General features: G+C 37.9%; 13 protein-coding genes, 4 tRNA genes and 1 riboswitch. Of the genes, 3 read left to right on the top strand and 14 right to left on the bottom strand.

The window, feature by feature from the left end; genetic code table 11:
* Positions 1-17: 17 nt before the first annotated feature.
* From ribB to I2F23_RS00295, 12 genes are all read right to left on the bottom strand, one after another.
* Positions 18-677, bottom strand: coding sequence for a 3,4-dihydroxy-2-butanone-4-phosphate synthase (gene ribB / locus I2F23_RS00350; protein ID WP_195770618.1), 660 nt, complete (start codon positions 675-677; stop codon positions 18-20).
* A gap of 86 nt (positions 678-763) precedes the next feature.
* Positions 764-907: riboswitch (FMN riboswitch) on the bottom strand.
* A gap of 102 nt (positions 908-1,009) precedes the next feature.
* Positions 1,010-1,390 carry an aspartate 1-decarboxylase gene (gene panD, locus I2F23_RS00345; protein WP_195770617.1) on the bottom strand — a complete coding sequence of 127 codons (381 nt, stop codon included), beginning with the start codon at positions 1,388-1,390 and terminating at the stop codon, positions 1,010-1,012.
* A 42-nt stretch (positions 1,391-1,432) separates the two neighbouring features.
* Positions 1,433-2,011, bottom strand: a complete 579-nt coding sequence (gene pth / locus I2F23_RS00340; RefSeq protein WP_195770616.1) for an aminoacyl-tRNA hydrolase — start codon at positions 2,009-2,011, stop codon at positions 1,433-1,435.
* A gap of 21 nt (positions 2,012-2,032) precedes the next feature.
* Positions 2,033-2,329, bottom strand: a complete 297-nt coding sequence (gene rplY, locus I2F23_RS00335; protein ID WP_195770615.1) for a 50S ribosomal protein L25 — start codon at positions 2,327-2,329, stop codon at positions 2,033-2,035.
* 98 nt (positions 2,330-2,427) lie between these two features.
* On the bottom strand, positions 2,428-3,381 hold the full coding sequence (locus I2F23_RS00330) for a ribose-phosphate pyrophosphokinase (RefSeq protein ID WP_195770614.1): 954 nt from the start codon (positions 3,379-3,381) through the stop codon (positions 2,428-2,430).
* A gap of 36 nt (positions 3,382-3,417) precedes the next feature.
* A tRNA-Gln gene (locus I2F23_RS00325) sits at positions 3,418-3,492 on the bottom strand.
* 91 nt (positions 3,493-3,583) lie between these two features.
* Positions 3,584-3,658: transfer RNA gene (locus I2F23_RS00320), tRNA-Gln, on the bottom strand.
* Between the two features lie 16 nt (positions 3,659-3,674).
* Positions 3,675-3,749, bottom strand: a tRNA-Gln gene (locus tag I2F23_RS00315).
* A gap of 28 nt (positions 3,750-3,777) precedes the next feature.
* A tRNA-Gln gene (locus I2F23_RS00310) sits at positions 3,778-3,852 on the bottom strand.
* Positions 3,853-3,862: 10 nt separating this feature from the next.
* Positions 3,863-4,684 (bottom strand): 4-(cytidine 5'-diphospho)-2-C-methyl-D-erythritol kinase, encoded by an 822-nt coding sequence (gene ispE / locus I2F23_RS00305; protein ID WP_195770613.1) that lies wholly within the window; start codon positions 4,682-4,684, stop codon positions 3,863-3,865.
* A 7-nt stretch (positions 4,685-4,691) separates the two neighbouring features.
* Positions 4,692-5,285 (bottom strand): lipoprotein insertase outer membrane protein LolB, encoded by a 594-nt coding sequence (lolB, locus tag I2F23_RS00300; RefSeq protein WP_195770612.1) that lies wholly within the window; start codon positions 5,283-5,285, stop codon positions 4,692-4,694.
* 19 nt (positions 5,286-5,304) lie between these two features.
* The gene (locus I2F23_RS00295; protein ID WP_195770702.1) at positions 5,305-7,005 is read right to left on the bottom strand and encodes a tetratricopeptide repeat protein; all 1,701 of its coding nucleotides are present in this window, start codon (positions 7,003-7,005) and stop codon (positions 5,305-5,307) included.
* A gap of 89 nt (positions 7,006-7,094) precedes the next feature.
* On the opposite strand from I2F23_RS00295, the gene hemA reads away from it, so the two are divergent.
* Positions 7,095-8,384 carry a glutamyl-tRNA reductase gene (gene hemA / locus I2F23_RS00290; protein ID WP_195770611.1) on the top strand — a complete coding sequence of 430 codons (1,290 nt, stop codon included), beginning with the start codon at positions 7,095-7,097 and terminating at the stop codon, positions 8,382-8,384.
* 291 nt (positions 8,385-8,675) lie between these two features.
* Positions 8,676-8,954, top strand: a complete 279-nt coding sequence (locus I2F23_RS00285) for a hypothetical protein (protein WP_195770610.1) — start codon at positions 8,676-8,678, stop codon at positions 8,952-8,954.
* Between the two features lie 49 nt (positions 8,955-9,003).
* On the opposite strand, the gene I2F23_RS00280 is transcribed toward I2F23_RS00285, so the two are convergent.
* Both I2F23_RS00280 and I2F23_RS00275 read right to left on the bottom strand, forming a co-directional pair.
* Positions 9,004-10,866: a DNA primase gene (locus I2F23_RS00280; protein WP_195770609.1), complete on the bottom strand. Its 1,863-nt coding sequence runs from the start codon at positions 10,864-10,866 to the stop codon at positions 9,004-9,006.
* 112 nt (positions 10,867-10,978) lie between these two features.
* On the bottom strand, positions 10,979-12,079 hold the full coding sequence (locus I2F23_RS00275; RefSeq protein ID WP_195770608.1) for an outer membrane protein assembly factor BamD: 1,101 nt from the start codon (positions 12,077-12,079) through the stop codon (positions 10,979-10,981).
* 73 nt (positions 12,080-12,152) lie between these two features.
* On the opposite strand from I2F23_RS00275, the gene rluD reads away from it, so the two are divergent.
* Positions 12,153-13,205, top strand: a complete 1,053-nt coding sequence (rluD, locus tag I2F23_RS00270) for a 23S rRNA pseudouridine(1911/1915/1917) synthase RluD (RefSeq protein WP_195770607.1) — start codon at positions 12,153-12,155, stop codon at positions 13,203-13,205.
* Positions 13,206-13,276: the final 71 nt, after the last annotated feature.

Genomic DNA, 13,276 nt, shown 5'->3' with positions numbered 1-13,276 from the left:
ACTCTACTTAATTCAAATTAACATTGATGTGTTATACGGTATTGAACAAGCTCTTCAATTGTAATTAGTGTAAGCTGATATTTTTCTGCATAATCAAAAACTTGTTGTCCTACAGCCATTGTTCCATCTGGATTAGTTAACTCACATAAAACACCAGAAGATTGATAGCCTGCGAGTCGTGCTAAGTCAATCGTTGCCTCAGTATGTCCACGACGTGTGAGTACACCATTTTCTCTTGCTCGTAGAGGGAAAACATGCCCAGGTCTATTTAGATCTTCTGCGACAGCACCATATTTGGTTGCAGCTTTAATAGTGGTCACACGGTCTTGTGCAGATACGCCCGTAGTTACACCATCTTTAGCTTCAATGGTAATTGTAAAGGCTGTATGGAACTGACTTGAGTTATTTTGAACCATAGGTGGGAGTTCTAGATGGTCTGCTAGCTCATGAGTGATACACATGCAGACAATTCCTGATCCATCACGAATCATTTGTGCCATGCAGGGAACTGTTAAGGTATCTGCTGCAATAATTAAATCTGCTTCATTTTCACGGTCAAAGTCATCCATAACAAGAACAGGTTTGCCTTGCTGAATATCTTTAAGTGCTTGTTGAATACGTGAGTTTGCTGTAGGAAGTGATTTAAAAGATTGAGATGGGTCGATTAACGTAGACATTTGAAATGCTCCATAAGAAGTAGGAAAACATTTCAGGACTGAGAAATAAGCTCGTTACAATATTGTCAATACAATCAGATTGAGAACGTCATCTTCTTTCATCCGGACTATAACCGTCGGCTTTGGAGTTTCACCAAATCTGCCTAATATTTTAGATATTAGGCTCGCGGGCTGGTCTATTATTAGAGTTTACCGCCGGTGGGGAATTACACCCCGCCCTGAAGAGATATGGTCTGATTATAGACACTCAATCTAGAAAATTTCAATCAATTATAGAGGTGTCTTATGCTTTATTCTTGTAAAGCATATTGTATTGATAGATATGGGAAGACTTATAGAACTTGTACAGGGATACAGTTTGCAGTATGATTTACTGTATTATCGGGATTTGCATATACCAATTTAGGTTTATGTAATTCCGCTTCTTGTTCATTGAAACTACCAAAAGTTGCAATAATGATAATATCGCCTACATCTGCCTGATGTGCTGCACCACCATTTACAGAAATAATTCCTGATCGATCTTCACCACGAATAGCATATGTTGTAAAACGCTTTCCATTCGTTACATTCCATACATGTATTTCTTCGTATTCTTGAATACCTGCAAGATCCATAAGTGTACCGTCTATTGCACATGATCCTTCATAGTGAAGTTCTGCATGTGTGACGATTGCACGGTGAATCTTACATTTTAATAGACGTGATAACATGGAATTTCCCTTGAAAAACTGTTATTTCAAAAATATAGAAGATTAAGGTTTGTATGCGTTAATTTGATTCATTGCTTGGGAGATTTCTCCATCGACAAGCAAGTCAATTTTACTGAGTGCGTGATGAATCGCATCATCCATAAGGTTTTGTTCACTACTTGGTGCTTTACCCAGTACATGACCTGAAACACGTTCTTTTGAACCAGGATGACCAATACCTATACGTAAACGATGAAAGTTAGCACCAATATGCGGAACAATATCTCTCAAACCATTATGACCACCATGACCACCGCCTGATTTTAAACGGATGATACCTGGGTTCATATCGAGTTCATCGTGTGCAATGAGGATAGATTCGGGAGGAATCTGATAGAACTTTGAGAAAGGTACAACACTTTGACCAGATTTGTTCATAAATGTTGTTGGTAGGAGAAGACGAACATCTTGTCCATGAATTTGTCCACGTCCTGTAATGCCAAAATACTTTGCTTCATTTTTGAGATGAATATTGTATTGTTCGGCAAGACGTTCTACAAACCAAAAGCCAGCATTATGTCTGGTTTGGGCATACTGCGAACCAGGATTACCCAAACCGACAATGAGCGAAATTTTATTCACGAAAAAACGCTCTTATATCTATTACGCGCGAACGAAGTCAGCGTGCATAGGTGTATTTTTAGCAGGGTGACGCTGTAAAGCTTGGATTTTAACGCTTTCAGTTTTCTCACCAATTTTAACTTCTAAAGTTTCAGTGAAGAAACCATCTTCTAATAGAAGACGAGTTAATTCGCGAAGTTCTAAAGTAATTGTTACAGGTTCAGCTTCACCACCGTAGATGATAGCAGGAACGAGTGCTTCACGACGAAGGCGGCGGCTCGCACCTTTCCCTTGTAAATCTTCAGCACGTGTTTGAGCGTTTAATACTAATTTAGCCATGAGATAATCCTCATTGAAATGAATAAAAACTAGATTTGCGACCAATCTAGTGATAGAAAAACCCTAACGTAAGGTTAGGGTTTTTAAGAAGTCAGTTATTATAAATAACTGTCAAACATTGCGCTAATAGATTCTTCGTTATTAATACGACGAATTGTTTCAGCAACCATGCTTGTTACAGAAACTTGGCGAATTTTTCCAAGTTCTTGTGCTTCTGGAGATAATGGAATTGTATCTGTGACGACTAACTCATCAATGACTGAGTTGCGCAGATTTTCAATTGCTTTACCTGAAAGAACTGGGTGAGTTGCGTATGCAACAACACGACGCGCACCAAATTGTTTAAGTGCATCAGCCGCTTTACAGAGCGTTCCTGCGGTGTCAACCATGTCATCAACAATGACACAATCACGACCTTTAACATCACCAATCAGATGCATCACTTGTGATACATTGGCTTTTTGACGACGTTTGTCGATAATTGCAAGATCGATATCACCAAGTTGTTTCGCAACAGCACGAGCACGAACTACACCACCAACATCTGGAGAAACAACCATAAGATTGTCATGTTGCTGTTGACGTAAGTCAGCAAGTAGGGCAGGCGTACCGTAGATGTTGTCTACTGGAATATCGAAGAAACCTTGGATTTGGTCAGCATGCAGGTCAATCATTACTACACGATCAATTCCAACGGTTGTTAGCATATCTGCAACAACTTTTGCTGTAATTGGGACACGTGCAGAACGAGGACGTCTGTCTTGGCGTGCATAACCAAAATATGGAATAACAGCTGTAATACGTCCAGCGCTAGCACGACGTAGGGCATCCGCCATTACCAAGATTTCCATAAGGTTATCGTTGGTTGGTGCACATGTAGGCTGTACGATAAAGACATCTTTACCACGAACATTTTCAGTGATTTCAATAGCGATTTCACCATCTGAAAAGCGAGTAACAGAAGCAGAGCCTAAAGGCACATGTAAATGGCTTACAACTTTTTGAGCGAATTGTGGATGGGCGTTTCCACTAAAAACGACAAGATTGGGCATGAAGCACCCTTGGCGGTTGGCATGTTTAGAAGAATATGGCAGGGGTAGCTGGATTCGAACCAACGGATGGCGAGATCAAAACCCGCTGCCTTACCACTTGGCGATACCCCTAATGTGTGCAAAACTTTAAAGTTTTTATTCAATTTTGTCAAGAAAAAATGACATTGTTTAAAAACGTGCACGATGTTTTTTTGTATCAAATTGGCAGGGGTAGCTGGATTCGAACCAACGGATGGCGAGATCAAAACCCGCTGCCTTACCACTTGGCGATACCCCTAGCATGATTTTTGTATTGGCAGGGGTAGCTGGATTCGAACCAACGGATGGCGAGATCAAAACCCGCTGCCTTACCACTTGGCGATACCCCTAATATACAAAAATCTCAGGTTAAAATAATGGCAGGGGTAGCTGGATTCGAACCAACGGATGGCGAGATCAAAACCCGCTGCCTTACCACTTGGCGATACCCCTACAATTTAACTTAAATATGAATAAGTGGAGATTCTTCTAAGCTATTTACCAAGTAAGCGTTACATGGTGAATGTTTTAAAATATACTCTAAATTCATACTTTCAGTTGTTTCAACAAAAACACAGGCACCTGTTCCCGTAAGCTTTGCATTTCCAAACTGATTTAGATACTGCATTGCTTCATCAACTTGAGGGTAAAGTTTTTTCGCTAGAGGCTCAAAACAATTTCCAAAACTTGATGGCTGTTGTTGATAGGCGCAAAATTTAGAGGGCTTTGCGTTTCTTGTCAATGTTTTTTGTGAAAAAAGCTGTTGGGTGCTGATAAAACAGTCAGGCTTAAGAATTATGTAACATTTTTTAGGCAAATTAATGGGTGTAATTTGTTCACCTATGCCTTCTGCCCATGCATTTTTTCCATGAATAAAAATAGGAACATCTGCACCTAATGTTAAGGCTAAGCGACATAATTCTATTTTTTTAAGTTTGCATTGCCAAAGTTCATTCAGCAGAATAAGCGTTGATGCTGCGTTTGAAGACCCACCACCAAGTCCTGCACCCGTAGGAATATTTTTTTCAATCTGAATATGAAATCCAGTATTCACTTTTGCATAGGGTTTGAGTAACTGAGCTGCTTTATAAATAAGATTATCTTGTTTCTCAACTTCAGACATGCCTTCTATAGTAATTTCATCTGAATCGGTTTGAGTGAAAGATAACCAATCATATAAATCAATGAGTTGAAAGATGGTCTGTAACTCATGATAACCATCACTCCGACGACCTGTAATATGTAGAAATAGATTAATTTTTGCAGGAGATGGAATATTAATCATGTTGACCTTAAGCCCTATTTTGAATAACCATAGTAATTCGATTTTCTTCCTGATTCGATAAACTTTGTTTTAGAATCAACTTGTTCGGAAGCTTCTGTGAGTCATCATTATAGATTAAAGTGACATTCCAACCATCTTCAATAATTTCAGAAATTCGATGCTGTGCATCTTGAGTCGTTTTAGCTTCTACTGTTGCAGGTTTTGCTTGTACCCACTGTATAAGATGGGTAATTGGAGTTTGCCAACCTGTTGCTTTTTCAAGAAGCTCTTCTGGAGACGTTGCGGAAATTGTACCTGTTTTTGCACTCGTTAGAGTAACTTGACCTGGCGAACCTTCAATGTGTGTTTTCCCGATGCCTAGTGCACCAGTTAAGTCTATGGTGAAATGATTACCTTGCTGAGACCATGTATAGAAAGCACTTCCTGACTGTTGAGACGTTCTAACACCAATCTTACCATCAATTTGAAAAGTATCTTTTTGTAATATATTTTCAGGGGATTTTTGTAGCGTTTTTTGGGGTTGAATATATGTCTGGCACCCACTCATCAAAAGAACTGTGGTCATAATACAAGACAGGCTTAATTTATTGCTTAGATGCATGATGCGAATCACTCATGGGTTATTGCTGTGGAAGCATTAAGGTTTGTAACTGTTGAATATCTTTATTTTCTGGGAAATCGATAAGTAACTCTTGTAAGAGAGTATTAAACCGTTTGCCTTCGTTGTTTAGGTACAATGCACGCGCTAAGCGAATAGCAGTATTTGGACTATTATTAAAAAGATAAGCTTTTTCTAAGACAGGAATGGCTGTTTTAAAATCATTTTGTAAAAATGCGATATATCCATAGGTATCTAAAATAGCTGCTTGGTCAGGTGCATTATTAATCGCTTTTTCTGCATATTCTCTAGCATCTGATAATCGTCTGTTTTGAAGTGCAAGTGTGTATGCATATGCATTTAAGTAGGTCGGACTATCTGGATCTATTTCGAGTAAACGATCAAGATCTTTTTCAAGTAGCGTTTTATCTTCATAAGGATTGAGTAATAAAACTTGTGCATAAATGAGATCTGGATCATCAGGCAAGTTTTGTATTGCTTCATTAAGTAATTCTATTGCTGCAGGTTTGTTCTGCATTTTTTTTAAGATATCTGCTTGTAATTGATATAAAAAACTTGCGTATTGTGGATAATTTACTCGTTCTTGAGTCAAAAACCTTAAAGCATCACTTAACCGATTTATTTTATCAAAAATACTAATTAAGTTACGTCTAGAAACGGTATATAAGCTGCCATCGACTAGTCTATAATAGGCCATGGCTGTTTCATAATGTTGTTTTCGTTCAGCATTAATTGCGAGGTAGTAATTTGCTTCATTTTGATATTGCTGGGAGTTTTTTAATTGAAGTAAAAAATTTTCAGCCAGACTATATCTTTTGAGGTCGATGCTTGTTAACCCAGCTATGAACTTAGCTTCATCTGATGATGGCCATATGCGTGCAATTGCTTGTAATTTTTTAAGTGCGAGTTCTGCTTGTCCTACACGGATAAGATATTTTGCTTCCGCTAGTCTGACTTCGTAATTGTAACGATGGGATTGGATAGATTTTGCATACCAAGCTTCGGTTGCTTTTTCATTGCCTGAAGTCTCTAAGAGACTTGCTTTGAGTAGAATAAAGCTGGTTACGTTTGGTCTCTTTTTAAGTGCTTTTTGTACATCCTTAAGCGCTTGTGGTAGATCATTATTTTGGGCTTCTAAGCTAGAAATTAAAACCAGAATAGATGGATTTTCTCGTGCGCGACTATTTCTGAGTGTGTGTAACAGAACCTCTCGATCGTGAGGGTTATCTGGAGAAATCCCCGTTAATATTTCTGCAAGATCGGCATCAGAATCAATGCTTAAAATTTTATCAAGCGTGGTTGCTGTTAATTCATATTTATGTGCTTTGAGCGAGATATGTGTTAAATAAAATAGAGCAGGTACATCAGTAGGGTCTTGTTGTACCCAATGCATTGCAATTGCAAGCGCTGCATTGAAATTATTTGCTTCTAGTGCTACATCTAAAGCACGTTGTTTAGCAATTGTAGATTCGCTATGTAGTGCCAGTTGTTTGTAGTTATGTACTGCAATTTCTGGTTGGTCATAGCTAAGTGCAAATTCAGCGGTCAGACTTTGTTTAAGTGGGAGAGTTTTATAATGTTGAATCGTATTTTGCGCAAAGCTTGTTGTAGACATGCCTAAGGCAATGCTACCTAACAGTAAGATTGTGTTAGAATATTGCCGAATCATTAGGTCTGAGTTCTGGCGAATGGTTTGCTGCAAAGTTTCTTTATCCAAATATTTAGCTTATTATGACACTCATGATGCACAATAACACATGCAAAATTTTAGTTAAATGATGATATGACGACATGACGTTTTTTGCCCTTGGTGTCAACCATCATACCGCCTCTGTAGACTTACGCGAGCGTATTGCTTTTAATGCAGAACGCTTAAACAGCTTATTGTCTGAACAAAATAAACAAGAAGATTTAAATGATCTTGTTGTGGTTTCAACGTGTAACCGCACTGAGATTTATGCACATGCTGAAAATGTAGACATTTTATTAAGTTGGTTGGCTAAAACCAATGGTATTGATGTAAATCAATTGTTTAATCATGTATATCGCTATGAAAACATTCAGGCAGTTTCCCATTTAATGCGTGTTGCAAGCGGACTTGACTCTTTAATGTTGGGTGAACCTCAAATTTTAGGGCAAGTAAAAAGTGCACTTTCTCTTGCTAAGGAAGCGGGAACAGTGTCTTCTCATTTAAATGGCATTTTTGAATATGCTTTTTACGCAGCTAAACGAGTGCGCTCTGAAACTGCAGTGGGAAGCCATGCTGTTTCAATGGGTTATGCAGTTGCACAGTTGGCACATCAAGTGTTTAGTCATCCTGAAAAACTGGTTGTGCTTATGGTTGCAGCAGGTGAGATGAATAGTCTAGTGGCAAAACATATGGCAGATATGGGTGTTGCAAAGATTATTATTTGTAATCGTGGTGTTGAGCGCGCAGAGAAATTGAAATCTGAAATCTCTACATTTGTAGATGTAGAGATTATTCCTTTTTCAGAATTAGCAGATCATTTATATCGTGCAGATGTTATTTCAAGCTGTACAGGAAGTTTGCATCAGGTGATTGATTATAAGGAAGTGAAATCTGCATTAAAAAAACGTAGATACCAACAAATGCTTATGGTCGACTTGGCTGTGCCTAGAGATATTGATCCCAAGGTAGAGAATTTAGATGGTGTTTATTTATATGGTGTAGATGACTTACAGACAGTCATTGATGAAAACCTCGCTCAACGCCGTCAAGCTGCGGTAGAAGCGGAAGTGATGGTAAATCAACTGGCTACTCAGTTGGTTTCTCAACAGAAAGTGAAGCGTGCTGGTGGTGTTATTTCAGCATATCGAGATGCAGGACATCATGCTCAGCAACAAGAGCTTGCATTGGCGTTGCATCAGCTTCAATCTGGTGGCGATGCAGAACAGATTTTAAAAGACTTCTCACATCGTTTAACACAAAAATTATTGCATCCAACCTCTTTATTATTAAGAGAAGCTGTCAAAGAAAATGATCCCGAATATTTCGATTGGATGAAAGAAAATCTACAGCAGGTATTGGCAAATAATAGACTACCGAAGAAACCTCACTAAGGTAGTCTATTATCTTTTAGAGGGCAAATTATTACATGTTTAAAGTCAACATTATAATGTGAACGCAAGAGTCATTTTTTAATATTCTCCCAATTATTTGATTTTATAATAATTATTTTTAATTGTGGACTCTCTTGATATTTTTCATATTGGCATAAAAAATCATCTGATTATAATAAAACAAACGAATTATAAAATCTTAAAAACCTTAAAATTGGCAGATTTTATATCGTCTAAAACGCTAATTTAAGATTTCTATTTCGCAATAGAAAAGGTATTAAGGAGCCAAAAATGAAACATATTAATATGAATGAATTATTCGCTAAAGCATCTGAGTTACCAATGATTCGTCATGGTCGTATGTATCAGCACGATGTATTTGTTAAGTTAAATGAAAAAGCACATCATGCTATGCATCAAATTCCTGAAAAAATTAAGCTAAGCATACCTTCTATTTCAATTGGAGTTTTTGATGGTGAATTTGAAGAACATCATACTTTACTTGAACAGATGAAAAAAATTAACGTGCAAAAAGTTATGCGTAATAAGTATCGTCAGTTTTTTCACTGAGTTAGAATATTATCATTAAAATGGGCAAGATAGTCTTGCCCTAAATAGTCTAAGATTGTAAGAGCTGTAAGCTAATTTGCTTAGTAAGCTCATTTAATTGTTTTCTTAAGTGTTGAGATTCTTTTAAGGACTGTGGTTTTTTCATTTTTTTCCGCAAATAAATACCTTGTAGCGTAAGTACATATTCTTTAGCAAGATTGAAAGCCTTCTCTGGTGAATCAATGAGGCTGAAAATATTCGTTCGTTCTAATAAATCTAAAATTACATAATGATATTGAGTCATTGCGCCTAACACATAATATAAAGAGGCATCTTGGTCTTCAGGGAGTTTTGGAAAAAGCTTATCTAAAATATTTAAAACATCTGCAAGTAATTCTTCTTCAGGAATATGCTCTTGTAATATTGTAAACTGTTGATATAAGAATGGATGGCTAATCAGCAGAGCGATTGCATAGTCTTCAACACGTGTTTGAATATTAAAAGATAGGGCTGCATCGTTATTCACTTTAGGCGTAAATCTTCTGCCTAACCCGAGTTTTTCACGAAAAGATTGTGTGAGTAGGTAACGATATGACCCTTTTTGTGGGAGTAGGTTGGTGAGGTTTCTTAGTTCACCCATGACCTGACTTTTACCTTCAGGGGTAGAGATGTCATAACTTTGGCTAAGTAAAACATAAAGAAAATCTGAAAGTAAGGGAGAGGCCTCCCAAAGTGCTTTAAATTTTTCAACTCCTTCACGTCGAATCAGAGAGTCTGGATCGTGTTCAGGTGGGAGGATAAAAAACTTTAACTCTCTACCATCGTTTAAAAGAGGTAAAGCAATCTCTAAAGTTCGACGTGCAGCTTTTTGGCCTGCACTATCGCCATCAAATGCAATGGTAATACGGTGGTTTCTTCTAAATAATAGATTAAGATGGTCTGTGTTACTTGCAGTTCCTAGTGTTGCCACAGCACCATGAATGTTAGCTTGACTTAAAGCAATAACATCCATATATCCTTCTACCATTAACCAATCATTTGCTTTATTTTTACTACCTTCATACAGTCCATAGAGTAATTGGTTTTTATGAAAAACCTCAGAATCTGGTGAGTTAATATATTTAGGTTTAATGTCATTATTTAAGGCACGTCCCCCAAAACCAACCACACGACCTTTATGATCTCGTATTGGAAAAATAACGCGATCACGAAGTAAATCAAAATCTCTTCCTGTGTCACTGGTACGGATTAAACCGATTTGTTTAATACCGTCAATATCTCTTGGAAAAGCTTGTTCAAGATGCTGCCAGCCCTCTGGAGCATAACCTAGACGCCAGTTTTGAATGGTTTGTGTTGTTAAACCACGCTGTTGAAAGTATTGCTGAGCATGTGGGTGTTGTGTTAATTGTTGTTCATAATATTGCGCAATATTTTCGAGTAAGTCATACAAGTTACCCTCTGGTTCTTCAAAAGGTATAAATATTTCAGAAGAGTCAGGTTCAATGAACTCAAAGGGGTCAGGATCTGCTTGAAAATGAGATGTTTCACTGGAATTATTTTTTGGATCTAAGCTTCTCGGTGTAGAGGGTTCTTGTGGAACAGCTTTCTTTTTATAGGTTGGTTTTTTTGCATCAAACTGGTCTTTAGGTAGTTCAATGCTAGCAAGACTTGCCAATTCTTTAACGACATCTGGGAAAGTTCTGTTTTCATATTCCATGAGAAAACGTATGGCATTTCCATTGGCTTGGCAACCAAAGCAATGATAATACTGTTTATCCCGATAAACGTGGAAAGATGGACTTTTTTCTTGATGAAAGGGGCAACATCCAGAATAGGTTCTTCCTGTTTTTTTTAGTTTTACGCGCTGTCCAATTAAATCAATTAAATCGATACGATCTAATATTTGATCAATAGTATGCTGTGGAATTGCCATAGAATGGATACATGCTTATACGAATGTAGAAATGAGAGTTTAGCAAATTTTCTGTTGTCAAAAAATAAAAGGCAAGCGTTTGCTTACCTTTTATAAGGATTGTTCTTAAATATTAATTTACAGTAGGAGATTTATCGATCAATCCAAAAGATAAGCGATTTAACCAACTGCGTTTTGGCATTTCGTTATCTACTGTTTTTGGTGCTTGGACTTCCGTTTTAGCAGGTGTAACTGGAGTAACTGCTTCATGATGATCTGGGCGGTCAAGTAAACCAAAGCTTAGACGATTAGTTAAACTACGTGTTGTACCCTCTGTAGGTTGCTTTTGACTGCCTTTAACGGCATTTTCTTCACCACGACCAAAAATACCTAGGGTTGCACGGTTCAAGAAACTGCCTTCATGGCGAGCTGCTTTTAAGTTAACCGTTCCATTGGCTTTAATAAGGTTCGGGTAGTTTAACTTCAATACATTAATATATTGGTTTGCAGTTTTTTGATCGCCGAGTGCATTATAACTATAAGCAACAGTTGCAAGTGCTTCCGGAATTTGTGGCGTTTCAGGATAGTGTTCTAAAATCCATTGACTACGATCGATGGCTGCTACCCATGCTTGACGTTTTACGTTAAAGCGAGCAGTTTCCATTTCATGTTCTGCTAATTCTTGACCAATAAATTTCATGCGTTCTGCGGCATCTACTGCATATTGGCTAGAAGGATAACGACGAATGAAATCTACAAAGTTTTGATAAGCCAGTTTCAGGTAACTTACATCACGGTGTGCTTGTTTAAGTGACGTATAACGAATAATACCATCGTAATTTTGCTCCATGTTAGCAACACCACGAGCGTAATATGCGTATGCTAAGTCTGCTTCAGGTGCATCTGTATTCGAACGAATAAAACGTTCAGATGCTGAAACCACACCTGGATAATCTTTTTGCTGGAATTTTACGTAGATGAGATCAAGTTGAGCTTGTTCAATACGCGCGCCAGTTGGGAAGTATGTATCAATCGCTTGAAAATTCTTTGCTGCCTCGTTGTATTGACCTTTGTCTAGGGCAGTTTGTCCAGCGCTGTAATAGGTTTCTTCACTAACTTTAGGGCCTAAATCGGCAAGTTCTTTTTTTGATGGATTACTGCTACAGCCCACAAATGTACAAGCTATGCCTAAAGAAAGTGCAAGCATCGTAACTTTATAACGTGGTAGCGACATAAAAATTCCTCAGTTAATACGGGCAATGAGCTACAATGGCACTATTAAACCATTAATTGTTCTAATGAGCCAAATGACTTCGATAAATTCTTCTCATTCTAATTGCACTGAAACAGATTTCAACTTACTTGAAGAGACTGATGATGCAGATAATCATAATTCCTCTACAACTGCAACACATTTATCGTTGCAATTTCAGTTGGATGAACAGTATTTAGGTCTACGTATAGACCAAGCTGCTGCAACGGTATGGCCCGATTTTTCCCGTGAAAAGTTAAAACAATGGATGAAAGATGGCTATTTACTGGTAGATGGAAACAAAATAAAACCTAAATATCGCTGTGAAGGACACGAACGCCTGACCTTAGAGGTTGAACTTGAGCCACAAACACGTAGTACACCAGAAGATATTCCTTTAGATGTTATTTACGAAGATGATGATATCTTGGTGATTAATAAACCTGTTGGAATGGTTGTCCATCCTGGGGCAGGAAATCCGTCGGGTACGTTGGTGAATGCGCTTTTACATTATGCACCTAAAACAGCAGAGCTTGCTCGTGCAGGTTTAGTACATCGTATTGATAAAGATACATCTGGTTTGTTGGTTGTTGCAAAAACTTTAGAAGCACAATTTTCCCTATCTAGACAATTGGCTCGAAAATCGGTGTATCGTGTATATGACTTAATTGTCTACGGCAATATGATTGCTGGCGGTACAGTGGATGAGCCGATTAAGCGTCATCCAGTCGATCGTATAAAAATGGCGGTACTCCCAGGTGGTAGAGACGCAGTCACACACTATAATGTAAAAGAAAGATTCCAAAATTTTACTCGTGTACAAGCACAATTAGAAACAGGGCGAACTCACCAAATTCGAGTACATTTTAGTTATATCGGTTATGGTTTAGTTGGTGATCCTGTCTATATGAGCCGTGTGCGTGTACCTGCAGGTGCATCTGAGCGTCTGGCTGAGACATTAAGAGGATTTCGTCGTCAAGCGTTACATGCTGCCAAGTTGGGTCTAATTCACCCAAGAACGCAAGAAGAAATGTTATTTGAAGCACCTTGGCCAGAAGATTTTAATACTTTGGTTACAGTTCTTCGCGAGGAAAATAAAGCATATTAAATGTGTATGATGGTTAAAGAACTATCAAATTATTTGGTATTTCTTTAACCGCGTTTAAATATATACGGAGT

The organism is Acinetobacter pollinis (genome assembly GCF_015627175.1).
Taxonomy (GTDB): Bacteria; Pseudomonadota; Gammaproteobacteria; order Pseudomonadales; family Moraxellaceae; genus Acinetobacter; species Acinetobacter pollinis.
This window is presented reverse-complemented; position numbering and strand designations above follow the sequence as displayed.

Coding starts and splice junctions, on each gene's coding strand:
- hemA (WP_195770611.1), top strand. CDS start 7,095: ATGACGTTTTTTGCCCTTGGTGTCAACCATCATACCGCCTCTGTAGAC.
- ispE (WP_195770613.1), bottom strand. CDS start 4,684: ATGATTAATATTCCATCTCCTGCAAAAATTAATCTATTTCTACATATT.
- I2F23_RS00330 (WP_195770614.1), bottom strand. CDS start 3,381: ATGCCCAATCTTGTCGTTTTTAGTGGAAACGCCCATCCACAATTCGCT.
- I2F23_RS00285 (WP_195770610.1), top strand. CDS start 8,676: ATGAAACATATTAATATGAATGAATTATTCGCTAAAGCATCTGAGTTA.
- I2F23_RS00280 (WP_195770609.1), bottom strand. CDS start 10,866: ATGGCAATTCCACAGCATACTATTGATCAAATATTAGATCGTATCGAT.
- I2F23_RS00275 (WP_195770608.1), bottom strand. CDS start 12,079: ATGTCGCTACCACGTTATAAAGTTACGATGCTTGCACTTTCTTTAGGC.
- rplY (WP_195770615.1), bottom strand. CDS start 2,329: ATGGCTAAATTAGTATTAAACGCTCAAACACGTGCTGAAGATTTACAA.
- rluD (WP_195770607.1), top strand. CDS start 12,153: ATGACTTCGATAAATTCTTCTCATTCTAATTGCACTGAAACAGATTTC.
- lolB (WP_195770612.1), bottom strand. CDS start 5,285: ATGCATCTAAGCAATAAATTAAGCCTGTCTTGTATTATGACCACAGTT.
- panD (WP_195770617.1), bottom strand. CDS start 1,390: ATGTTATCACGTCTATTAAAATGTAAGATTCACCGTGCAATCGTCACA.
- ribB (WP_195770618.1), bottom strand. CDS start 677: ATGTCTACGTTAATCGACCCATCTCAATCTTTTAAATCACTTCCTACA.